Source organism: Kitasatospora sp. NPDC056446 (genome assembly GCF_042796115.1).
Taxonomy (GTDB): Bacteria; Actinomycetota; Actinomycetes; order Streptomycetales; family Streptomycetaceae; genus Kitasatospora.
In genome coordinates, this window is sequence record NZ_JBHTRF010000006.1 from 124,979 (window position 1) to 145,342 (window position 20,364).

Sequence of the window (20,364 nt, forward strand, 5' to 3'; positions counted from 1 at the left end):
ACAACTTTCAGCGAACAGATTTTGAAATCTGTTCGCTGAACTCTGTCACCTGTTCGCCCGCCTCCGCCGCCTCTGCCACGTCCGCCACCGCCGCTACCTCCGGCGCCACGGCTGGAGCAGCGGAAGCCGCGGCCTCCGTCTCGGGGGCCGCCCCGGCCACGGCCGCCCGCTCGCCGAGCAGCGGCTCGATGCCGTGCGGGGCGACGGCGACGGCACGCCACCAGAGCCGCAGGGCGGGCGGGGCGGCAGGCTCGAAGGGCTTGCCGGGGCGGGGCATCGCCAGCCGGGCGCCGAGCGCCTGGGCGGCGGTGACCACCCGCTCGGCGGGCTCCTCCCACGGGTGCAGCGCGAGGTTGAACGTGCACCAGTGGATTGGCAGCAGCAGCTCGCCGCCCAGGTCCAGGTGCGCCCGGACGCCCTCCTCGGGCGTCATGTGTACCTCGGGCCAGAAGTCGCTGTACGCGCCGACCTGCACCATCGTCGCGTCGAACGGGCCGAGCCGGCTGCCGATCTCGGCGAAGCCTGGGAAGTAGCCGGTGTCCCCGCTGTGGAAGATCCGGTGCCCGCCGCCCGACACCACCCAGGAGGCCCAGAGGAACAGCGAGCTGGTGCGCGGGCCGCGGCTGCAGTAGTGGCGGGCCGGCGTGGCGGTCAGGGTCAGTCCGGCGACCTCGGCCGACTCCCACCAGTCCAGTTCGACGATCCGCCCGGCCGGTACGCCCCAGTGCTCCAGGTGGGCCCCGACCCCGAGCGGGACGGCGAACACCGCGTCCGTCCCGATCAGGGCCTGGACGGTGGCCATGTCCAGGTGGTCGTAGTGGTCGTGGGAGACGACCACGACGTCCACCGGCCCGAGTTCGGACAGCGGCAGCGGCACCGGGTGCAGCCGCTTGGGCCCGGTCCAGCCGAACGGGGAGCAGCGTTCGCCCCACACCGGGTCGAGCAGGACGCGGCGCCCGCCGATCTCGGCGAGCACGGTGGCGTGGCCCAGCCAGGTCAGCCGGAGCCCGGACTCGGGCGGCGCGGCCAGGTCGGCCGGGAGCAGTCGGTGCACCGGTACGGCGGCGGCGGGCATCCGGCGGGTCTTGTCCCCGGTCAGCTGGGCGCGGGTGATCTCCAGCGGGCTGCGTTCGTACACCAGGCGCCGGGTCGGCACCGGGTTGCGGAAGGCGCCGTCGGCGAACTGCGGGGAGCGGCGGATCCGGGCCAGTCGTTCGCCCCGGGGTTCGGCCCCGAAGGCGTCGGTGCGGACCCGGTGCCAGGCGGCCCGGGGCAGCCCGGCCAGTCCGGGGACGGCGCGGTCGGTGGCGGGTCCGGCGGGGGGTGGGGCGAACTGCGAGGACAGACCGGCGAGGCGGGCGAACCAGGGGACTGGGCGGGGCACGGCTCCTCCAAGGACGGTCACGGCTACCGGGTATGCCCGGGGCGCGTACCGCAGCGGCGGCCGGGGCTACTGCGATACGACAACCATCTCGTCGGAGATTACTCGCCGTGGGCCGTCCGGACCTGGTGGAGGGCCCTGCACGGTCCAATCGGCGTACCCCGGCCGCCTGGCGCGGTCGAAGCCGCGGTCGGAACCACGGTAGGAACCACGGGCGGAACCCGGGCGCGCGGCGCTCAGGCGTAGAAGCGGGTGATCGTCTCCGCGACGCAGTGCGGCTTGCTGCTCCGCTCGCTGGTGACAGTGAACCGCACCACGACCTGGACACCGCCCGGCACCTCGGTGGCCGAGACCAGTTCGGCGGTGGCCCGGATCGCCGTGCCCACCGGTACCGGCGCCGGGAAGCGCACCTTCTCCGAGCCGTAGTTCAGCGCCATCCGCACGCCCTCGACCGCGTAGCACTCCTTGGCGAGCACCGGGATCATCGACTGGGTCAGGTAGCCGTGCGCGATGGTCGACCCGAACTGGCTCTCCTTGGCGCGCTCCGGGTCCACGTGGATCCACTGGTGGTCGCCGGTCGCCTCGGCGAACAGGTCGATCTGCCGCTGTTCGATGGTGTGCCAGGCGCTGGTGCCCAGTTCGGTGCCGACGGCGGCGGTCAGGTCGGCGAGGGAGGCGAAGGTCGTCACGGTGCGCTCCTGGAGGGGACGGGCCCGGGGAGGGGTCAGGACGCCGGAAGCGTATGCCTACCCACCGGTATCTGTCAGGAGTCCGGATCTGTCAGGTGCCCGAGGAGGAGCGCTGCCCGGGGCCGGGCCGGGCCTTCCCGAGGACGGCACTGGGCCTGACGGGGCGCCGTCGCGTCACGGCCGCAGCGCGGTGCGCCCCGGGGCGCCCAGCCCGGTCGGGAACAGCCGTCGGCCGCTGACCAGCTCCGGCACCAGGGCGACGAACAGCGGCTCCGGGTCGCCCACCCACGGTCGCAGGCCGGAGCGCAGCACCCGCCGTACCTGGTCGGCGTCGCGCACCACGTCGGCCCGCCCGTGCACCAGCACGCTCCACCCGGTGCGGGTGACCGGGTCCAGCAGGTCGGCCTGGAAGGCCACCACCGTGCCGTCGAGCCCGCGCGCGGTGGCACTTCCCCGGCGTACGGCGAGCACCAGCCGCCCGTCCAGGACCTCGAAGGAGACCGGCAGGACGGCCGGCAGTGCGTGCTCGGTGTACACCACGCGCCCGACGGGCACGGTGCTGAGCAACCGTAGGCATTCGGCCTCGCTCAGGGTTTCCACACGGTCCTCACGCTCCATGCGTCCGATCGTCCTCGGTCGGCGCCCGTGTCGATAGGGCCCATGGTCCCTGGGCGGACGGGCCGGGAGCCCCGTCGGTGGCCGTCCGGGCGGTAGCCTGCCCGGCGGCGGGCGGCGGCCCCGGGTGCGCCGGGGCCGGGCAGGAGGGGGAGCGATGGCGGGCGGGGTCGATCTGGTGGTGATCGGGGCGGACGGCGGGCCGGACCGGGCGTTCGGCGGTTCGGCGCTGGCGCCGGACGGCGCGCGGCTGCTCGCCGAGGTGCTGCCCGGGATGTGCTTCGACACCGGCGCGGCGGGCTGCCGGGTCACCACGGCGCCGCCGGACGCGGACGCCAACGCGATGCTCACGGCCGTCCGGGACGCGGCGCAGCACCCCGGCCGCTGGCTGGTGGTCTGTCTGGTCGGCCAGCTGGTGGCCGATCCGCGCGGGCGCCGGCTCGCCCTGGTCACCGCCGGCAGCACCGCCGACAACGCCTACCGCCGGGGTCTGGCCTGGGACTGGGTCGTCAGCGCGATGGTGCACGGCGACCAGGAGGAGGCGCTGCTGCTGGTCGACGCGGTGGCCGACCGGGACACCTGGTCCGCGCTGGAGCGCGGCGGCGAGGACAGCGCGGGCGAACTGCTGAGCTACCCGCGGGTCCCGCTGTGGGGCCGGATCGGCCGTTTCGTCCCGGGCAGACGCGGCCGGGACTCCGTACTGCCGGGCGGTGAGGGCTCGTTCAGCCGGGCCCTGACCACCGTCCTGCGCCACGGCGTCCCGGGTGCCCCCGCGGCCGTCGCCCCGCTGGATCTCCAGCCGGCCGTCGGCGCGCTCACGGACGGCGGAGAGTCGGCCGGTAGTTCGGGTGCGCCGGGCGCGCGCCTGCTCGTTCCGCCGCACGGCGGGCGCCTGTTGATGCGCAATCGGGCCGCGGTTCGGGGCGCATTGGCCGGATTGTCGCTTTCCGAAGAACTGTTGGCCGTTCTGTGGCGGGAAAGTGCCCCGACGGAACCGCCTTCCGCGTAAGGTCAGGTGGCCTGAGGTGTTGCCGTGATGGGGTGGGTTGGCGAAGAATCGATCCCCAGCGGAAAGGCCGGCAAGACAGCGGAATTCTTCTGGCGGCCGTGGATCACGGATCGGATCGGTCGCGACGAGGTGGGGCGATGCGGCAGCGCGGAAATGTGTTGCGCCCTGGGGCGGTTGGGGTCTCAGGGACGGTGCTGGTGTTGCTGCTCGGCGCTTGTGCGAGCGGTGGTGCCGGCGGTTCCGTCGATCGTCTCGGGACGGCCGCGCCCACGGTTGCGGGAGTGGCTCCGGTAACTCCTTCGAGTGGTTCGTCAAACGCCGTGATCGCGCCGACCGAAGGCCCGGAAGGTGCCATGGGCCGACTCGCCCTGAGGAGCTATCAGGACTGGTGGCAGGCCCAGGCGGAGGCGTTCTCGGGTAAGGATCCGGACGGATTCGCGTTGGAGCAGTACTCCTCCGGGCGCGCACTGTCCGACACCCTCGTCGGCCTGCGCCAACTCCGCGACGCCAAAGTGGTGATGACCGGCACGCCGCGCAATTCGCCGGTGGTCAGGTCCGTCGACCTGAAAACCGATCCGCAGACCGCCGTGATCGAGGACTGCGTCGACGTGACGGACTGGCACCGCGTGGACGCCGTCTCCGGGGCCGGGAAGGATCCGGCGTCGCGCCTGAACCGCTACGTCGCGACCGCGTCCCTGCGCATGTTCCAAGCACATTGGCTGATCTACGAGTTCACTCGGGAGGTGGACCGGACATGCTGAACGCGCGGAAACCGGCCCGGCGAATCGCGGCCGTGGCGTCGATGACCGCCGGGTTGATGCTGTGCTCGGCCGTGACCGCGACGGCGGACGAACCGCCGAGCGGCGGGGCCGAGCAGTGTTTCCCGAACGTGATCTGCGCGGGCGCCAATTCCGGCGGAAAGACCCCGGTGCCCGGATCCACCGCGCCGGCCGGCGGCGGGGGCGGCGGCTCGGACAGCGGGCCGCAGGTCTGCAGCTACCACGGCGTCCCGTGGGCCTGCCACGACCCGCAGTGGGGCTGGTTCGACAGCGGCCAGGGCTGCTACTTCCGCCCGCTGGACAACCCGCCCCCGGCGGGCGCCTCCGAGTGGGGCGGGCACGACCCGAAGGACGGCGCCCTCTACTCGAAGGTCTGCCCGCAGACCGGCGGGGGCCAGGACGGTGCCGAGGTCGTCTTCATGGCCAACGGCCGGCCCGGGCAGGCCCCGATCGACCTGGCCAGGCTCAAGCAGCAGGCGTTCGACCGGGTCGCCTTCCCGCAGCCGAAGGGCCGGGTCAAGCCCGACGGCACGGCGGTGGTGAACTCCCCGGTCTGGCTCTGGGCGGAAGGCGCGGTGCCGCCCAAGCCCGGTGTCGCCGAGATCCCCGGTGTCATCTCGGTCACCGTCACGCCCAGGCTGGTGAAGGCAGACTGGGACTTCGGCAACGGCCTCAAGACCACCTGCGCGACGGCCGGCACGCCCTACGACGACACGTACGGCCCCGCCGAGTCCCCGGACTGCGGCTACCGGTTCACGGTGGGGTCGGGAACGCGCAAGAGCGGCGTCTTCGACGGGACCGTGACCACGTACTGGGAGGCCGACGTGGTCGTCACCGGGCCGAACCCGGACAAGTACACGCTCAAGGGCATCAGGCGGCAGAGCGCGGTCTTCGCGCTCAGGGTCGCCGAGATGCAGGTCCTCAACTGACCGCGCCACGGCGGCGATCCGGCCACTGACGAGCCAGAGACGATCGAGGGAAGGGCGAAGCCCGGTGGAGAACCGTACATTCGCGACGCCGGGATCCGGCACGCCCGCGGGCGCCGTGGCGTCCGTGGCGCTCCCGGAGCAGCAGGAGCAGGGCGGCGGCCCCGGCAAGGGCCGGGGGCGTGCGACGCCGCACGCCCCAGCGCGGACCATGCGGGCGAGGCGGCGGCGCCCGGCCGTGCTGGCGATGGCGGTCGCGCTGATCGCGGCCGGCGGGCTGGGCGGCGCCGTCCTCTACAACAGCACCGGCCAGCGGGTCGCGGTGCTGGCGCTCGCCCGGGACGTGCCGTGGGGTCAGGTGATCACCGAGGACGACCTGGTGGTGGCCCGGATCGCGGGGGACCCGGCGCTGCACCCGGTGTCCGCCCAGGACCGGCTGAAGGCCGTCGGCAAGCGGGCCGCCACCGACCTCAAGCGCGGCGCGATGCTCACCAGCGGCGACGTGGCCGAGGGCCTCACCGTGCAGCCCGGGCAGATCGTGGTCGGCGTGTCCGCCAGGCACAGCCAGTTGCCCGCCAGCCGGCTCCAGCCCGGCGTGCAGCTGGTCGTGGTCTTCACGCCCGACAACGGCCGGCCCGACTCGCTGCCCGCGACGGTGATCACCGTCGGCCGGGTGGACACCGACGGCAGCCAGGTGATCGACGTCGCCGTCGGCATCGCGGACGGGCCCCGGCTGGCGCAGTGGGTGGCGAGCGGACGGATCCAGGTGCTGCTGGCGCCGCGCGGCGCCGCGGCCGGCGGTTCCGGCGGCACCGCGCCCAACCCGGCACCCAGCGGCTCGCCCGCCGCCGGAGCGCCCTCCTCCGCCGGGACCGGTACGCCCGGGACCCCGGCCGCGACAGGAGGCGCCTGATGGCGGTGATCGCGGTGGTCGGCGGCCCGGGCGCGCCCGGCGCGACCACGACCGCGCTGGCGCTGCTGCTGGCCTGGCCGCTCCAGCCCGGCCGACGGGTCCTGCTGGTCGAGGCCGACCCGGACGGCGGCGCCGTGCTCGCGGGCGCCCTGGAGGGCCGGGTCGAGGCCGTGTACGGGCTGCGCAACCTGGCCGTCGCCGACCGGCGCGGGCTGCTCGTGCAGACCATCTGGGAGCAGCTGATCGACCTCTCACCCGACGGCGACGGCCACCGCCTGCTGCTGCCCGGACTGACCGACCCCACCCAGGCCCCCGGCCTCGCCTACACCTGGGAGCCGCTCGCCGAACTCCTGCACGGCATCGAGCAGCAGGGCTACGACGTCATCGTGGACCTCGGCCGCTCCGGCGCCACCGGCGCCAGCGGGGTGCTGGCCCGCCGGGCGGACGTGGTGGCGATGACCGTCCGGACCACGCTGCGCGGGCTGAGCTCGATCCGGCCCCGGCTGTCCGCCCTCACCGAGGACCTCACCTCCGGCGGCACCGGCGCGGACGCGCTCGGGCTGCTGCTGGTCGACGAAGGGCCGTACGCGCGGGCGGAGGTGTCCCGTGAACTCGGGCTGCCGGTGCTCGGGACGCTCCCGTACGCCACCCGGACCGCGAAGGTGCTCTCCGACGGCGGCGACACCACCGACCGGCGGTTCATCCGCTCGGAGCTGATGCGGACGGCGCGCTCGGCGGCGGACGAGGTGCAGGCGCTGGTGCGGCGCCGGCGGCAGCGGCTCGCGCCGGGCAGCGAAGCGGGGGCGGCGGGCCAGGCCCCGGCCCTGACGGCACCGGCGGTGCCGGTACCGGTGCCGGCTCCGGCGCCGGTGGGCGGTGCGGTGACGGGTGCGTCGGTCACAGGTACGTCGGTGCCGGGTATGTCGGTGGCGGGCCCGGCGACGGCGGTCGGCCCGGTGGCGGTCGGTCCGGTGGCGGCCGCCGTGCCGAATCCTCCGACGCCGACGCCCGCGCCGACGGGGTACGAGACCACGGCGTACGAGCCGGCGGCGTACGAGACCACGGCGTACGAGCCGGCGGGTTACGAGCCGACCGGGTACGGGCAGGCGTCGTACGCCCAGCCCTCGTACGGCCGCCAGGAGCCGTCCTACGCCCAGCCCGCGCCCGCGCCGACCCCGTACGGTTCGGCGGTGTACGGGCAGAGGAGCGCGTACCCGCAGCCGTCCTACGGCCCGGTGGAGGCCGAGCCGCCGTCGTACGCCCCGCCGTCGTACAGCCCGCCCTCGTACGCCCCGCCGCAGCCGGTCCCGCCGGTGATCGTCACCGGTCCGGTGGCGCCGCTCGCAGGGCTGGCCCCGCAGCCGGCCGCGCCCGCGCCGTTCCCGGCGCACGTCCAGCAGCCCCGGCCGGCCGCACAGTCCGGGCAGTCCGGGCAGGCCGGACAGGCAGGACAGTCCGGGCAGGCCAACCCCGGCGGCCCAGGCGGGCAGAACCCGCTCCAGCAGACGACAGTGACGGACGATCAGGTGCCGATGGACGGTCCGTACCCGTACAACCCCGGGGAGGTGCTCCGTGCGCGGTAGCCCCCTGCACCAGCGTCCGGGCTCCGACCCGGCCGCGCTGCCCTGGACCGCACCGGCGGCGCCGACCCCGGCCGCCGTGCCGATGACCGGGCCGGTCACCGGCCCGGTCGCGCCGCAGGCCTTCACGCCGGGGGCCGTCGTCCCCGGGCCCGTCGCACCCGGCGCGGCCGGGCCGACCGCCGTGCCCTCCCAGCTGCCCTCGCTGGACGTGCGCGGCGCCGCCACCCGGGCGGCCGTCGACCCGCAGGTCGCCCGCGAGCTCAAGCGCCAGGTCGCGGCCGAACTGCACCAGCAGATCAGCCGGTTGACCACCTCCTCCGGCTCCGAGCCGGACCGTGCCACCCGCCGCCAGCGCGGCCGGGCGCTGATCGAGGAGTCCGTCGCCCGCTGGTCCGACGCCTACGCGCAGACCCACGGCATCCCGCCCACCCGGGAGCAGGACCGCGCCCTCGCCGAGGCCGTCTTCGACCTGCTCTTCCGGGCCGGTCGGCTCCAGCCCTTCCTGGACGACCCGGAGATCGAGAACATCCTGATCAACGGGTGCGACGACGTCTGGGTCTCCAAGGTGCACCAGCCGCTGCGCCAGGTCCCGCCGGTGGCCGACAGCGACGCCGAACTCGTCGAGCTGCTCCAGGACCTGGCCCGTCAGCACGGCGGTGGCGAGCGCAGCCTGTCCACCGCCAGCCCGACCCTGGCGCTGCGCCTGGAGGGCGGCATGCGCCTCCAGGCGCTCACCGAGGTGACGCCCCGCCCGTACGTGGCGATCCGGCGCCACCGGGTGGCCTCCGCGACGCTGCCCGAGATGGTCGAACTCGGCACCCTGGACAGCACCCTGGCCGTCTTCCTGGCCGCCGCGATCCGGGCCCGCAAGAACGTGATGATCACCGGCACCCAGGGTGTCGGCAAGACCAGCCTGCTGCGCGCGATGGCCGCCGAGATCCCGCCGGACGAGCGGATCGGCACCCTGGAGTCGGAGTTCGAACTCTGGCTGCACACCCTCGGGCACCTGCGCCAGGTCGTCCCGATGGAGGCCCGCGAGGGCAACGGCGAGCGCGTCGAGGGCCGCCTGGCCGGGGAGTTGACGATCGGCGACCTGATCCCGGCCGCCCTGCGGATGACGCTGTCCCGGATCATCGTCGGCGAGGTCCGCTCCGGCGAGGTCGTCCCGATGCTGCGGGTGATGACCAACGGCGAGGGCGGCTCGATGTGCACCCTGCACGCCCGCGGCCCGCACATGGTGGTCGACCGCATCGCCGAACTCTGCCTGGAGTACGGCTCGCACATGACCGACTCGCTCGCCTACCGGCTCACCGCCAACGCCCTGGACCTCATCGTGCACGTCACCATGGTCGACGAGACCGCCGTCGGCGGCCGCCGGCACCGCTTCGTCTCCCACGTCCTGGAGGTCACCGGCCTCGGGGAGAGCGGCCGGCCCGCGCTGAACACCGTCTTCGGCCCCCGGCCGGACCTCGGCGAGCCGCGGGCCGTCCCGCACACCCCGCCGCAGTGCCTGGACGACCTGCGCCGGGCGGGCTTCGACGCGTCCCTGCTCGGCTCCCGGTACGGGAGTTGGACCACCCCCCTGCAGCTGCGGATCGGCGGTGGCGCGCGGTGATGCTGCTGTTCGCCCTGTGCGGGCTGGCGGTCACGGGCGGCCTGGTCGCCCTGGTGGCCTGGGCGCGCGGCAGCGAGCCCGTCGACGAGGACGCCGAGCCGCGGACCGGTCCGCTGGCCGGGCGCGTCCACGTGTTCTGGTACGGCGCCCCCGGCTCGGCCGCGCCGCGGATGGTGCGGCTGCGCCGGGTCCAGCTGCCGCTCGCGCTCGTCGGCGCGCCGCTGGCCTGGCTGTTCACCGGCATCCCGCTGACCGCGCTGCTGGTGCCGCTGGCCGTCTTCGGCCTGCCCTGGCTGTTCGACACCACCCGCCCGGACACCCGCCGGATCGAGCGGCTCGAAGCGCTGTCCGAGTGGACCCAGCGGATCGCCGACGTACTGCTCCTCGGCGTCGGCCTCAACCAGGCCATCGTCACCAGCCGCCGCACCGCCCCCGCCGCGCTGGAGGACGAGATCGGCGAGCTGGCCGCCCGCCTCCAGGCCCGCTGGCGGCCCGAGGAGGCCCTGCACGCCTTCGCCGACAGCCTGGCCGACGCCACCGCCGACAAGGTGCTCGCCGCCCTGGTGCTGCGGTCCGGGGACAGCGGCCCCGGCCTGGCCCGCACCCTGTCCGACATGGCCGACTCGGTGCGCGAGGAGGTCCGCCAGCGCCGCGCCATCGAAGCCGACCGCGCCAAGCACCGGACCACCATCCGCTGGCTGGTAGGGATCATCGTGCTGGTCGTCACCGTCGGGTCCTTCAACACCGAGTACACCCGCCCGTACGGGAGCTTCGTCGGCCAGCTGGTCCTCGCCGTGGTCGCCGCCCTGTTCGTGGCGATCATCGCCTGGATGCGCGCGCTGGCCTCCCACCCGCCGGTGCCCCGGCTGCTCACGCCGGACCGGCGCAGCAAGGGCGGGCGGCGGTCGGGCGCGCGGGCGTCCGGGCCGGAGCGGACCGAGCAGCTCGGGGAGGTCCGGTGATCTCCCCCTGGTCCGTGCTGGCCGGTTCCGTCGCGGCCGGCGGCATCGCCCTGCTGGTCGCCGAACTGCGGCCCGCGCCCCCGGACCTGCACCAGGCGCTGGACCGGCTGCACGCCGTGCCCGCCGACCGCGAGCAGGACCCGGACGAGCGGCCGCGCTGGTACGACCGGATCGGCGAGCAGTCCGTCCACCTGCGCGGGGTCTCCGTCCCGCGCCGTGAACTCGCCCTGATCGGCCGCACCCAGGCCCGGTTCATGGTGCACAAGCTGCTGTTCGCCGCGCTCGGCCTGATGCTGCCCGCCTACCTGGGGGCGATGGCGCTGCTGATGGACGTCGGCCTGCCCTTCGCGCTCCCGCTGGTCGCCGGACCGCTCCTGGCCGGCCTGCTCTGGTTCGTGCCGGACGCCATCGTGCGCGGCGAGGCCAAGGAGGCGCGCACCGAGTACCTGCACGGCATCGCCGCCTACCTGGAGCTCGTCGCGCTGGAGCGGGCCGCCGACTGCGGCCCCGCCGAGGCACTGCGCCGGGCCGCCTCGGTCGGGCAGGGCACGGTGTTCCGGCGGATCCGCGACGCGCTGGAGCGCGCGGCCACCGACCGGCTCCCGCCGTGGGCCGGACTCGACGCGCTGGCCGAGGAGCTGGGCCTCACCCCGCTCCAGGACGTGGCCGACATCATGCGGCTGTCCGGCACCGACGGCGCCGCCGTCTACGACACCCTGCGGGCCCGTGCCAAGGGCCTGCGCGGCGAACTGCTCGCCGAGGACCTGGCCCGGGCCAACGCCGACAGCGAGCGGATGGTCGCGCCCGGGGCCGCCCTGACCCTGCTGATGACCGTCCTGATCGTCTTCCCCGCGCTCCACCAGATGCTCAACTGACACCGTCGTCAGAGCGGCTGACACCACACCGGACCGGACCACCACGGTTCCGGAACGCCACGTCCCCCCGGGAGAACCCGATGACCGTACGACTCGTCCACCTGGCCGGCCGGGTGCTGCGACCCGTCCTGCTGCCGGTGCAGTTCGCCCTGCTGCTGTTCACCCTGCGGCTCGGCCGGCTGCGGGCCGCCCGGGCGCGCGGCGACCGCGGCGCGATCAGCATCGAACTCGCGCTCGCCATCATCGCGTTGGTGTTCGTCGCGGGCGCCGTCGCGACCGCGCTGTACCTGCTGAAGGACAAGGTCGTCCAGAAGGTGCAGCAGGACCCCAACATGCCGGGCGGCGCGGGCGGCGCCACCAAGTGATGCGCCGCCCTCTCCGCCGCGGGGACGACCGGGGATCGATGAGCATCAGTCTCGCCATCGTCTTCCCGGTCGTCCTGGTGCTCCTGCTGCTCGTCGTCCAGGCCGCGCTGTGGTGGTACGACCGCCAGGTCGCGCTCAGCGCCGCCCGTGAGGGCGTGGACGCCGGGCGGTCGCAGGGGAACGCGACGGACGAGGTGAAGAACGAGGCGGCGCGGCGCCAGGCCCGGGACTTCCTCGACCGGCAGGGCGCGCACACCTACACCGTGCGGACCGACGGCAGCACGCCGGACACCATCCGGGTCACCGTGGAGCTGACGCCGCCGCTGCTGATCCCCGGGCTCTCGGCGCCCTCCGTCACGCAGTTCGCCGAGGCGTCGCGCGAGCGCTTCGTCCCGCCGGTGGTGAAACCGTGAGACGGGGGCTGCCGGGCGCGCGCCCGGGTCCGGCCGCGCGCCCCGGCACGGCTGTGTGCCCCGATCCGGCCGCGCGCCCCGGTACGGGTGCGGGCCCCGGTACGGCTGGGCGCCCCGGTACGGGTGCGGGATCCGATCCGGGTGGGCGCACCGGCGCCGCGCGGCCGCGTCGGTGGCGTGTGCGCAGGCGGGACCGGGGCGGGATCGCGATCGAGGCGGCGATCGTGGTGCCGCCGGTGGTCGGCCTGGTCCTGGTGGCCGTCGCCGCCGGACGGGTGCAGACCACGGCGGGCAGCGTCGAGGCCGCCGCCCGCGCCGGGGCCCGCACCGCGTCCCTGCAGCGCAGCGTCGCCGGGATGGAACAGCCCGCCAAGGACTCCGCCCTGGCGGCACTGCGCCAGCAGGGCGTGTCCTGCCGGAACGGTGACGTCCGGGTGGCCAAGGGGGAGTTGGCGCTGCCGGGCGGGCCGGTGACGACCGTCAAGGTCACGGTGGTCTGCGACGTCGAACTCGCCGACCTGCTCGGCGGACCGTCCGGCGTGCCCGTGACGAAGCACCTCGTCGGCGAGTTCACCTCGGTGGTGGACCGTTACCGGGGCACATGACAGCGCGCGTCGCCGCCTCGCGGAAAACGGGGGATTGGGGACGGCCCGAGCGGGGGAGACGCAAGCGGAGAGCGCTCGGGGGATGACACAACGGTACCGAGCGGCGCCCGGTGGGGGCCGGTGGGGAGAGCAGCGTGCGGATCGGGGGGAGGGGAAGCGAATGGTGAGTCGACCGCCGGTGGGCCGACTGCGGCGAGCGGTGCGGGCGCGCCGCTCCGACCGCGGCGCGGTCGCCCTCTTCGTCGCGATCTGCGCCGCCTACATCGTGCTCGTCATCGCCCTGGTGATCGACGCCGGCGGCCGGCTGCGCGTCGCCGAGCGCACCGACGGCTACGCCCAGGAGGCCGCCCGCGTCGCCGGGCAGCAACTCGACCGGGCCGCCCTCCTCCAGGGGGCGGGCTTCAAGGTCAAGGAGGGGGACGTCCGGGAGACCGTCGACGCCTACCTCGGCCTCTACGGCCTGAAGGCCGGCGAGATCAGGTTCTCCGGCAAGGACACGGTCGTCACCGTCAGCGTGCTGGCCGACTACCGGCCGATGCTGCTGGGCGAACTCGGGGAGCGGAAGGTAACGGGCTGGGGCAGTGCGACCCTCGTCCACGGAGTCGAGAAAGCGGAGACCGACTGATGGCCGCGCCACGTGCCAAGGACCAGGCCCGAACCGCCCAGGCCCGCAACGGCCGGGCCGGGGCCGCGCATCGAGGCGGCGCCGCGCGCCGGACCGCCGCCCCGGCCCCCCGACCGCCGCGCGGCCGCGGCGGCGCCCTGATCACCGCGCTCGGTGCGCTGATCGCCCTGCTCGTCCTGCTGTTCGGCGTGCCCGCGCTGCTGCTGTACGGCACCCAGGCGGTCGCCGGGATGGGCGAGGTCGCGCCGGGCGGCGTCGGGGAGGCGCTCACCGGCCCGGACGACGGACGGCTGTTCCTGTGGGCGCTGGTGGTCGTCGGGTGGCTCGCCTGGGGCTGCTTCGCGCTCTCCGTCCTGCTGGAGATCCCCGCCCAGTTGCGCGGCCGGATCGCCCGCCGGATCCCGGCCTTCGGCTGGAGCCAGCGGCTCGCCGCCGGGTTGGTCGGCTCGGTGCTCGCCCTGCTGCCGGTGGCCGGCTCGGCCTTCGCCGCCGTCCCCGAACTCGCCCACACCTCCGCCGTCCAGGCGCAGTTGACCCCGGGCGTGCAGCGCGCCGCGCTGCCCGCCGCGCAGTCCGCGCCCGCGCTGACGCCCGCCGCCGAGCAGCAGCCCACGTACACCGTGCGTGACAGCCGCCCCGCCGACAGCCTGTGGTCCATCGCCGAGCGCCAACTGGGCTCGGGCGAGCGGTGGGTGGAGATCGCCAAGCTCAACGACGGCCGTTCGATGGACGGTTCGGACACCCGCTTCGACGCCGACCGGCCGATCCAGCCCGGCTGGGAACTGCTGATGCCGGCGGACGCCAAGCCGGACGAGGCGAAGAGCCCGGCCCCCGCGCCCGCCCCCGCACCCGAGCCCGCGCCGGCTCCGGCGCCGGCTCCGTCGAGCGGCACCCCGCAGGGCACGCCGCCGGGCACGACGCCGCAGTCCGGGACGGAGGCCGGTGCCGGTACGGCCGGGCAGCGGAGCGTCACCGTCCAGGCCGGGGACAGCCTGTCGGCGATCGCCCAGCGGGAGCTGGGGGACGGGGAGGCGTGGCCGAAGCTGTTCGAGGCGAACAAGGGGGTGCAGGCACCGGACGGGGAGCAGCTGACGAACCCGGACGTGGTGGTCCCCGGGATGGTGCTCGCGGTGCCGGGGACCGGTGCCGCCACCCCCGCACCCGCTCCGGATCCGGCTCCCGCGCCCGCCCCCGCCCCTGCGCCTTCGCAGGAGCAGCCGCCCGCGCCGGCGACCCCGGCCCCCGCGACTCCGGCGCCCGGGCAGGCGCCGACACCCGCGCCCACCCAGGCCGCCGCCCCCGCCGCGCACGCCGACCCGGCCCCCGGCGGCGACTACACCGTGGCGCTGACGGCCTCCACCGTCGGCGTCCTGCTCGCCGCCATCATGGTCGGCACCGTCGCCCACAAGCGCGGCACCCAGCAGCGCGCCCGCCGCCCCCGGCACCGCATCGCGATGCCCGAGGTGGAGGCCGCCGCCTTCGAGAACGAGCTGATGGCCCGGCAGGACCAGGCCGGCCTGGAACTGCTGGACCGAGCCCTGCGCACCCTGGCCCGCAACACCGTGCGCGGCGGCAAGCGGCTGCCCGCCATCGTCGCCGCCCGGATCACCCCCGGCCACACCGTCGAACTGCACCTGTCCGGCCCGGCCACCCCCATCGCGCCGTTCCGCGCCGCGCACGCCGCCAACGTCTGGTGGTGCAGTGCCGACTCCGGCGACATGCTCAGCGCCTCCCAGGCCCGCAAGACCGCCGCGCCCTACCCCGCGCTGGTCACCCTCGGCACCTCGCCCGACGGCTCGGTGGTCCTCGCCGACCTGGAGGCCGTCCGGCTGCTCCACCTCTCCGGCCACCCCGACGACGCCCGCGACGTGCTGCGCACCCTCGCCATCGAGCTCGCCCACAGCCCGCTCGCCGACCGGCTCCACCTGCACCTCGTCGACCTCGCCGAGGAGGTGCCGATCACCGGTCCGGCCGCCGAGCGCGTGCACCGCCACGCCACCCTGGAGGCCGCGCTGGCCGCCCTCGGCCCGCGCACCGCCAAGGCCCGCGCCACCCTGGTCGCCGCCGAGGCCGTCAGCCCGCGCGAGGCCCGCAGCCGGGGCCAGGCCGACGAGTCGTGGACCCCGGAGATCGTGCTCTGCGCCCAGCAGCCCGGCGGCGGCGTGCCCGCCGAACTCGGCCGGCTGCTCGACGCCCGGCCGCGCACCTGCGTCGCCGTCATCACCCGCGCCCCCGAGCGCGGCACCGGCCCCGTCGCCCGCTGGACCCTCCCGACCACCGGCCAGGCCGCCATCCCGGGCCTGCACCTCACCGTCGAACTGCAACGGCTCAGCGGACACGAGTACGACCAGGTCGCCGAACTGCTCCGGGCCGCCGACGACACCACCCAGCACCCGGCCCCGGCCTGGACCCTGGACGGCCCGGATGACCCCGACACCACCGAACTGCCCCTCGCGGTACCGGTGCTGGCGGGAGTCGGGGCCTCCGCGGGCGCGGTGGAGGGCGGCGCCGACTCGGCCGCCGGCCCGCGCCTGCTGGCCCGGGTCATCGGCACCGGCGCCAGCCCCTTCGCGGGGACCGACCCGGTGACGCCCGCTCCGGCGCCGGTGCCGGCCGGACCCGCGCGGTTCGCCGTCAACGGGCAGGGGCGGCAGGCGGCGACCGACGAGACCACCCGGGACCTGCGGCGGCCGAGCGTGCCGGAGACGCCGGGGGACTCGGACGTGCCGGACGTACCGGACGTGCCGGAGGCGGAGGAGGGCGCCGGCGAGTCCGTCGCCGAGTCCGTCGCCGAGTCGGTGGACGCTCCGGTAGAGGCGGCTCCGACGGTCGTGCTCGCCGTTCAGCCGGTGGCGCCCGTGGTGCCGGTGGTGCCCGTGGCGCCGGTGGCGCCGGTGGGGCCGACGCAGCCGGTCGGGCCGGTCGGGCCGGTGTCCGCTGCGCCGGCGGGGACCGAGGACCCGGTGCCGCCCGCCGAGCCCGCTTCCGAGGCCCCTCACGAGCCCGCTCCCCGGGTCGAGTCCGTCCCCGAGGCCGGGGTCGCCCCCGGGGCCGGGGCGACGGAGGCCGCCGGGGCAACCGGGACCGCCGTCGAGCCCGGCCCCGGGGCGGTCGCTCCGGTGGCTCCCGTGGCCCGGACCACGGCCGGCCGCAGCGACAGCGACGACCTGCTCGCCATCCTGCGCTCCCCGGAGGCGCACGCCCCCCGCAACGCGCCCCGGATCCGGCTGCTCGGGCCGGTGAACGTCGCGGGTGCCTTCGGTGCCGCCGAGCCCGGCACGCTGCCCCGGCTCACCGAGCTCGCCGTCTACCTCGCGCTGCGGCCCGGCTCCGACCACCACGCGCTCGACCACGACCTGCACCCGGGTGCCGCGCACCTCGACCCGCACCCCACCTCGGGCGACGCCAGGAGTCCGCTGCCGGACAAACTCGCCGATCTGGCGGCCTGGTTCGGCACCTCGGCCGAGGGCCGCGCCTTCCTGCCCACCGACACCACTGACGGCTACTCCTTCGCCCCGACGGTCACCTGCGACTGGGACGAGTTCCGCGGCCTCTACCGGCGCGGCATGCGCAGCACCAGTGCCACGGCCGACGCGGCCCTGGCCCACGCGCTGGCCCTGGTCCGGGGCGCCCCGTTCGCCGAGGCCCCGCCCGCCTCGTTCGGCTGGGCCGAGGCGGAGCGCCAGGACATGATCGCGGCGATCGTCGACACCGCGCACGAACTGGCCGCCCGCCGCCTGCAGTACGGCGACCACCGCAGCGCCGAGGCCGCCGTCTTCCGGGGCCTCGCGGTGGCCCCGGACGTCGAACTCCTGCACCGGGACCTGTTCTACGCCTACGCCTCGGCCGGCGCCCGCGACCAGCTCCTGCGGGCCGTCAACCGCCTGGACGCCCTCAGCCGCCGCACCGGCCGGGACCTCGATGCCGACACCGTCGCCCTGCTCAGGGACCTGCTCGCCGGGTCCTGACCGGCTCCGGGGCGGGGAGCGAGCGACCACGGCCGCGCGGCATCGAGGGATGCCGCGCGGCCGCGCTGCGGTCGGCGGATGTTCGCGCGCGGTGCCCGGGTGCGGTGCCCGGGTGTGGTGCTCAGGCGGCGCGCAACCAGCTCTCCAGGGCGTCGAAGTCCGCTTCGGTGAGGCCGCGTTGGGGATCGACCCGGTGCAGGAGGGTGCGGGCGGGGGAGTGGGCCGCGACCCACCGGCGGTCCGCCTCGGTGATCTCGTCGTCGACCCAGGCGAACGGGCGTCCGGCGGCCCAGGCGACCAGCGCGGGGGTCTTCCAGTGCACGCCCGCCTCGGTTCCCTCTCCGTCCGCCTCCTCCATCGGCCGGTCCACGAAGGGCAGTTGCGGCAGGCCCAGCCACGGCGCCAGGCATTCGTTGGCGTCCTCGAACCAGGTCGTGGCCCACACCGGTTCGCACGGCAGGCTCAACAGGCGCGGCCCCAGGGCAGGGTCGGCGCGGGTCACCAGCGGGTTCCCGCCCGGGACCCGGCCCGTGTCGTATCCGCCGTGGTAGGTGGGGTACCCGCCCGGTGGAGGGGCGCCGAAGGGGATGAGTGGCCCGTCCACATCGAGGAAGAGCAACGGGCGGTCGGGACCGGTCATGACGGCACGATAGCGGGCACCGTACGCGGTGTGGCGCGCCGAACGGCCACCCGGCCTGGATCGGGTGAGCCGGGATCTCGTAGGGTGGCGCGCACGGAGTGTGGTGGTAGGCACCATGCGGGCAAGGGCATCAGACGCCGCGGGAGTGGCGGGGCGGGGCGGTGACCGAGAGATGGCGGAGACGACAGCAGTTTCCGGAGGTCCCGACCCAGCAGCGGACTCGGGCCCCTGGGACGCCGTACCGCCGCCCCCGCGACTCCCGTCCGAGGAGCACCCGCCGGGGCCTGCCGCGCTCTACGAACCGCCGCCCGTGCCCGTCGCGGCGCCCGCTCCGGTGGCGCCGCCCGTGCCGCCGGCCGCGCCGCCCGCGGCACCGACCGGATGGACCCTCACCGGGATGCCCGCCGCGGGTGCGGCGCCCCCGGTGTCCCCCTCGATGGCCCTCGCGTCCCCGGTGGCCTCGGCGACCCCGCCGCCCTTCCCGGCGCCCGTGCCGGGAGCCCCGCAGGGACCGGCGCCGGTCGCGGCCGTGCCCGCCGCCGGTCCGAGCGGGCTCGGCGCGGCGCCGCGCGGCCGGATCCTGGTCGTCGAGGGCGGCTACGGCACCGCGGGCCGCCGTACCTGGGGCCGGGGCGGCCCGACCCAGGCGCCGGTGCTCTCGGCGATGCTCGCGGCCGTCTCGCCGCAGGTCCTGCTCGCCGCCGACGCGGTGGACGCCGTCCACCTCCCCGGCGCCGGCGACCCCCAGACCGTCCTGGCCCACCTGCGGGCCGCCTCCCGGCACCCGGGACCGCTGCTGGTGCACGTGGGCGGGCACGTCGTCGCCGACAAGCGGGGCGGCCAGCTCCAGTTGAGCCTGCGCGACGCCAAGCAGGACGGCCTGCCCTGGCAGGCCGTCGCCGCCGAGCTGAGCCACCGTCCGGCCGAGTGGCAGACCCTCGTCATCGCCGACCTGAGTGCCGACCAGAACGCCTGGCCGTACGTCCAGGGCGCCGCCTCGGCGCTCAGCGAGGGCATCCCGCTGTGGGCCGTCGTCAGTCCGGACCCGGAGCAGATCGGCACCTTCACCCGCGCCCTGATCGAGGCGCTGCACGGCGGCCGTCCCGGCGCGGGCGAGGTGCTCGCGCCCGAGCAGCTGCGGCAGCAGGTGTACTCGGTGCTGCGGCCGGACGTGGTGATCGTGGCCACCCACGCCCCGGACCGCCCGTTCTTCCGCAACACCGCTCGGCGCGGCGACGGCTGGGTGACGGACCTGCCGCCGGTGGCCGACACGGTCCCGGTGGCCGACGTGTCCCCGGTCGCGGACCTGGCTCCGGTCGCGGACGTGGTCCTCGCGGAGTTCCCGCCGCCCCCGGTACCGCTGCTGCCGAGTCCGGCGGGGCCGAGGGACGACGCTGCCGTCCCTCCGGTCGGGTTCCCCCCGCCGACGACCGAGCCGGTGCCCGTCGGCGGCCCGGTGAGCCTGGTCAAGCCGGGCGTGCCGCCCACCCCGCCCCGGCCGGCCCGTCCGGTCAGCCTGCTGAAGGCGGGCGGGTCCGAGGCCGCCTCGGGGGTGACGCTGCGCAAGCCCGCGCCGTCCGACGCCGTGCCCGAGGACGTCGGGTCCCTGGCGGGCGTCACCCTGCTCAAGGACCGGCCGGAGGCGGCTGAAGCCGTTGCCGACGGTGTTGTGGAGGCCGGACTCGCGCAGCCGGAGGGCGAGGACGCGGTGGCGGTGGACGGAGCGGATGCCGCCGATTCGGTGGAGGCCGCGGACACCACGAGCGTCCAGGACGTCGTGGATGTCGTGGACGTCGTGGAGGAGGCCGCCGAGGTCACGGAGGCCCCTGAGACCACGGAGACCGCCGAGGCTGCGAAGGGTCCCCGGGACGCTATCCCGGGCGGGGAGGTGCCGACGGACGAGGCTCCGGCCGACGCCGTGCCCACCGACGCCGTGCCCGCCGATGCCCCGGTGGCCGTCCGGCCCAGCGTGGACTACCGCGAGGTGATCGGGCGGATCGTCCGCAGTGCCGACGCCGGGGACCACGCCGCCGCCACCGATCTGGCCTTCGCCCTCGAACTGGAGGCGATCGCCGAGCACGGCGCCGTCTCCGAGCCGGTCCTCCAGGTGCGGCAGGTCCGGGCGCACGTGTGCCGGCTCGCGGGCCGGTCGGCCGAGGCTGCGGACATCTACCGCGAGGTGGCGTTGGCGCTGCTCCGTTCGCAGGGCCCGGACCACCCGGAGACCCAGCAGGCGGCCACCAACGCCGAGGCGTGCTGGCGTTCGATCACCGACCGGGCGGAGGCCGTCCGGATCGCCCCGGAGATCATCGAGCTGCGTGCCCACCTTCCGGGGCCCGGGGGCCGCAAGCTCCGGGCCGCCGAGCGCTATCTGGCCCAGCTGGCCGCCACCGGCTGACGG

At 75.8% G+C, this 20,364-nt stretch carries 18 protein-coding genes; 14 read left to right on the top strand and 4 right to left on the bottom strand.

Annotation, left to right across the window (positions count from 1 at the left end):
- Positions 1 to 7: 7 nt before the first annotated feature.
- The 3 genes from ACFQ6N_RS06290 to ACFQ6N_RS06300 all read right to left on the bottom strand — a co-directional run bounded on the left by ACFQ6N_RS06290 (position 8) and on the right by ACFQ6N_RS06300 (position 2,688).
- A complete protein-coding gene (locus ACFQ6N_RS06290; RefSeq protein WP_380647356.1) occupies positions 8 to 1,210 on the bottom strand; it encodes an MBL fold metallo-hydrolase in 1,203 nt (400 codons plus the stop codon).
- A 407-nt stretch (positions 1,211 to 1,617) separates the two neighbouring features.
- On the bottom strand, positions 1,618 to 2,070 hold the full coding sequence (locus ACFQ6N_RS06295) for a MaoC family dehydratase (protein WP_380647276.1): 453 nt from the start codon (positions 2,068 to 2,070) through the stop codon (positions 1,618 to 1,620).
- 174 nt (positions 2,071 to 2,244) lie between these two features.
- The gene (locus ACFQ6N_RS06300; RefSeq protein ID WP_380647277.1) at positions 2,245 to 2,688 is read right to left on the bottom strand and encodes a pyridoxamine 5'-phosphate oxidase family protein; all 444 of its coding nucleotides are present in this window, start codon (positions 2,686 to 2,688) and stop codon (positions 2,245 to 2,247) included.
- Positions 2,689 to 2,842: 154 nt separating this feature from the next.
- Here ACFQ6N_RS06300 and ACFQ6N_RS06305 point away from each other — a divergent pair, with 154 nt between their 5' ends.
- The 13 genes from ACFQ6N_RS06305 to ACFQ6N_RS06365 all read left to right on the top strand — a co-directional run bounded on the left by ACFQ6N_RS06305 (position 2,843) and on the right by ACFQ6N_RS06365 (position 17,323).
- Positions 2,843 to 3,694: a hypothetical protein gene (locus ACFQ6N_RS06305; RefSeq protein WP_380647278.1), complete on the top strand. Its 852-nt coding sequence runs from the start codon at positions 2,843 to 2,845 to the stop codon at positions 3,692 to 3,694.
- Positions 3,695 to 4,014: 320 nt separating this feature from the next.
- Positions 4,015 to 4,455: a hypothetical protein gene (locus tag ACFQ6N_RS06310; RefSeq protein WP_380647280.1), complete on the top strand. Its 441-nt coding sequence runs from the start codon at positions 4,015 to 4,017 to the stop codon at positions 4,453 to 4,455.
- Positions 4,449 to 5,402 (top strand): hypothetical protein, encoded by a 954-nt coding sequence (locus ACFQ6N_RS06315; RefSeq protein ID WP_380647281.1) that lies wholly within the window; start codon positions 4,449 to 4,451, stop codon positions 5,400 to 5,402. The genes ACFQ6N_RS06310 and ACFQ6N_RS06315 overlap by 7 nt, the downstream gene beginning before the upstream one ends.
- Before the next feature lie 64 nt (positions 5,403 to 5,466).
- Positions 5,467 to 6,312, top strand: a complete 846-nt coding sequence (locus ACFQ6N_RS06320; RefSeq protein WP_380647282.1) for an SAF domain-containing protein — start codon at positions 5,467 to 5,469, stop codon at positions 6,310 to 6,312.
- On the top strand, positions 6,312 to 7,895 hold the full coding sequence (locus ACFQ6N_RS06325) for a hypothetical protein (RefSeq protein ID WP_380647283.1): 1,584 nt from the start codon (positions 6,312 to 6,314) through the stop codon (positions 7,893 to 7,895). The genes ACFQ6N_RS06320 and ACFQ6N_RS06325 overlap by 1 nt, the downstream gene beginning before the upstream one ends.
- Positions 7,885 to 9,510 (top strand): CpaF family protein, encoded by a 1,626-nt coding sequence (locus tag ACFQ6N_RS06330; protein ID WP_380647284.1) that lies wholly within the window; start codon positions 7,885 to 7,887, stop codon positions 9,508 to 9,510. Before ACFQ6N_RS06325 ends, ACFQ6N_RS06330 begins: the two co-directional genes overlap by 11 nt.
- Complete coding sequence (locus tag ACFQ6N_RS06335; protein ID WP_380647285.1) at positions 9,510 to 10,472, top strand: type II secretion system F family protein; 963 nt, start codon at positions 9,510 to 9,512, stop codon at positions 10,470 to 10,472. The genes ACFQ6N_RS06330 and ACFQ6N_RS06335 overlap by 1 nt, the downstream gene beginning before the upstream one ends.
- Positions 10,469 to 11,347, top strand: coding sequence for a hypothetical protein (locus ACFQ6N_RS06340; protein ID WP_380647286.1), 879 nt, complete (start codon positions 10,469 to 10,471; stop codon positions 11,345 to 11,347). Before ACFQ6N_RS06335 ends, ACFQ6N_RS06340 begins: the two co-directional genes overlap by 4 nt.
- Positions 11,348 to 11,427: 80 nt before the next feature.
- Entirely contained in the window at positions 11,428 to 11,712 is a 285-nt protein-coding gene (locus tag ACFQ6N_RS06345; RefSeq protein ID WP_380647288.1) for a hypothetical protein, read from the top strand.
- Positions 11,713 to 11,750: 38 nt separating this feature from the next.
- Complete coding sequence (locus ACFQ6N_RS06350; protein ID WP_380647290.1) at positions 11,751 to 12,125, top strand: TadE/TadG family type IV pilus assembly protein; 375 nt, start codon at positions 11,751 to 11,753, stop codon at positions 12,123 to 12,125.
- Between the two features lie 179 nt (positions 12,126 to 12,304).
- Entirely contained in the window at positions 12,305 to 12,730 is a 426-nt protein-coding gene (locus ACFQ6N_RS06355; protein ID WP_380647291.1) for a TadE/TadG family type IV pilus assembly protein, read from the top strand.
- A 160-nt stretch (positions 12,731 to 12,890) separates the two neighbouring features.
- The gene (locus ACFQ6N_RS06360) at positions 12,891 to 13,355 is read left to right on the top strand and encodes a hypothetical protein (RefSeq protein WP_380647292.1); all 465 of its coding nucleotides are present in this window, start codon (positions 12,891 to 12,893) and stop codon (positions 13,353 to 13,355) included.
- Positions 13,355 to 17,323: a LysM peptidoglycan-binding domain-containing protein gene (locus tag ACFQ6N_RS06365; protein ID WP_380647293.1), complete on the top strand. Its 3,969-nt coding sequence runs from the start codon at positions 13,355 to 13,357 to the stop codon at positions 17,321 to 17,323. Before ACFQ6N_RS06360 ends, ACFQ6N_RS06365 begins: the two co-directional genes overlap by 1 nt.
- 121 nt (positions 17,324 to 17,444) lie before the next feature.
- Here ACFQ6N_RS06365 and ACFQ6N_RS06370 read toward each other — a convergent pair whose 3' ends face one another.
- Positions 17,445 to 17,963 carry an HAD domain-containing protein gene (locus ACFQ6N_RS06370; protein ID WP_380647294.1) on the bottom strand — a complete coding sequence of 173 codons (519 nt, stop codon included), beginning with the start codon at positions 17,961 to 17,963 and terminating at the stop codon, positions 17,445 to 17,447.
- Positions 17,964 to 18,360: 397 nt separating this feature from the next.
- On the opposite strand from ACFQ6N_RS06370, the gene ACFQ6N_RS06375 reads away from it, so the two are divergent.
- Positions 18,361 to 20,361: a hypothetical protein gene (locus tag ACFQ6N_RS06375; protein ID WP_380647295.1), complete on the top strand. Its 2,001-nt coding sequence runs from the start codon at positions 18,361 to 18,363 to the stop codon at positions 20,359 to 20,361.
- Positions 20,362 to 20,364: the final 3 nt, after the last annotated feature.

Excerpts from the sequence above, each read along its gene's own strand:
- ACFQ6N_RS06300 (WP_380647277.1), bottom strand. The coding sequence starts at position 2,688 with ATGGAGCGTGAGGACCGTGTGGAAACCCTGAGCGAGGCCGAATGCCTA.
- ACFQ6N_RS06305 (WP_380647278.1), top strand. The coding sequence starts at position 2,843 with ATGGCGGGCGGGGTCGATCTGGTGGTGATCGGGGCGGACGGCGGGCCG.
- ACFQ6N_RS06315 (WP_380647281.1), top strand. The coding sequence starts at position 4,449 with ATGCTGAACGCGCGGAAACCGGCCCGGCGAATCGCGGCCGTGGCGTCG.
- ACFQ6N_RS06325 (WP_380647283.1), top strand. The coding sequence starts at position 6,312 with ATGGCGGTGATCGCGGTGGTCGGCGGCCCGGGCGCGCCCGGCGCGACC.
- ACFQ6N_RS06335 (WP_380647285.1), top strand. The coding sequence starts at position 9,510 with ATGCTGCTGTTCGCCCTGTGCGGGCTGGCGGTCACGGGCGGCCTGGTC.
- ACFQ6N_RS06345 (WP_380647288.1), top strand. The coding sequence starts at position 11,428 with ATGACCGTACGACTCGTCCACCTGGCCGGCCGGGTGCTGCGACCCGTC.
- ACFQ6N_RS06350 (WP_380647290.1), top strand. The coding sequence starts at position 11,751 with ATGAGCATCAGTCTCGCCATCGTCTTCCCGGTCGTCCTGGTGCTCCTG.
- ACFQ6N_RS06360 (WP_380647292.1), top strand. The coding sequence starts at position 12,891 with ATGGTGAGTCGACCGCCGGTGGGCCGACTGCGGCGAGCGGTGCGGGCG.
- ACFQ6N_RS06365 (WP_380647293.1), top strand. The coding sequence starts at position 13,355 with ATGGCCGCGCCACGTGCCAAGGACCAGGCCCGAACCGCCCAGGCCCGC.
- ACFQ6N_RS06370 (WP_380647294.1), bottom strand. The coding sequence starts at position 17,963 with ATGACCGGTCCCGACCGCCCGTTGCTCTTCCTCGATGTGGACGGGCCA.
- ACFQ6N_RS06375 (WP_380647295.1), top strand. The coding sequence starts at position 18,361 with ATGCCCGCCGCGGGTGCGGCGCCCCCGGTGTCCCCCTCGATGGCCCTC.